Genomic DNA, 921 nt, shown 5'->3' on the forward strand with positions numbered 1-921 from the left:
CGTCGTAGGACGAGCTCGCGGCGCTGGTGGTGAGCCTGCAGGCGGATCTCGCGCGGGCGTTGGCACGGATCGCGGAGTTGGAGGCGCAGGTCGCGAAGACGTCGCGGAACTCGTCGAAGCCGCCGAGTTCGGGCGGGCTGGCCAAGCCGCCGCCGACGTCGCTACGGACGAGGACGGGTCGGCGCCCTGGTGGGCAGGACGGCCATCCCGGGTCGACGCTGCGCATGGTCGCTGATCCTGATGTGCGCCTGGCGCATGAGCCGGGGCCGTGTGGCGGGTGCGGGACGCAGCTGGCCGGCCGGCCGGTGACCCGGACCGAACGCCGGCAGGTGTTCGACCTGCCCGAACTGCGCCCACAGGTGACCGAGCATCAGCTCCTCGAACGGGAATGCGGCTGCGGCTGCGGGACCCGGACGAAGGCGACCCCACCGGCCGGGGTGGACGCCCCGGTGCAGTACGGGCCGCGGGTGACCGCGGCGGCGGTCTACCTGTATGCGGGTCAGTTCCTGTCGAAGGACCGGACCGCGACCGCGCTCGGCGAGCTGGTCGGGATCCCGCTGTCGGCGGGCACGGTCGCGGCGATGGCTACTCGGGCCGCCGCCGACCTGACTGGTTTCCTGACCGCCCTCCGCGACCTGCTCGCCGGCGCCGAGGTGGTCGGCGCGGACGAGACCGGGCTGCGTGTCGCCGGGAAACTGCACTGGGTGCACTGCGCCCGCACCGGGAAGTACACGTTGATCGACTGCCATCCGAAGCGGGGAACCGTCGGGATCGACGCCCTCGGGGTGCTGACCGGCTTCACCGGGGTCGTGGTCCACGACGCCTGGGCGCCGTATGACACCTACACGTCCGCCACCCACCAGCTGTGTGTCGCCCACCTGCTGCGCGAACTCCAAGCCGTGAGCGACACCGCCCCGGCCG

General features: G+C 72.7%; 1 protein-coding gene. It reads left to right on the forward strand.

Features of this window, described 5'->3' with window-relative positions; genetic code table 11:
• Positions 1-23: 23 nt before the first annotated feature.
• Positions 24-921: IS66 family transposase (locus MXD61_RS05720; protein WP_374628481.1), on the forward strand; the 898-nt coding region annotated here is incomplete at its 3' end.

This window comes from Frankia sp. AgPm24 (assembly GCF_023243055.1).
Classification (GTDB): domain Bacteria; phylum Actinomycetota; class Actinomycetes; order Frankiales; family Frankiaceae; genus Frankia; species Frankia umida.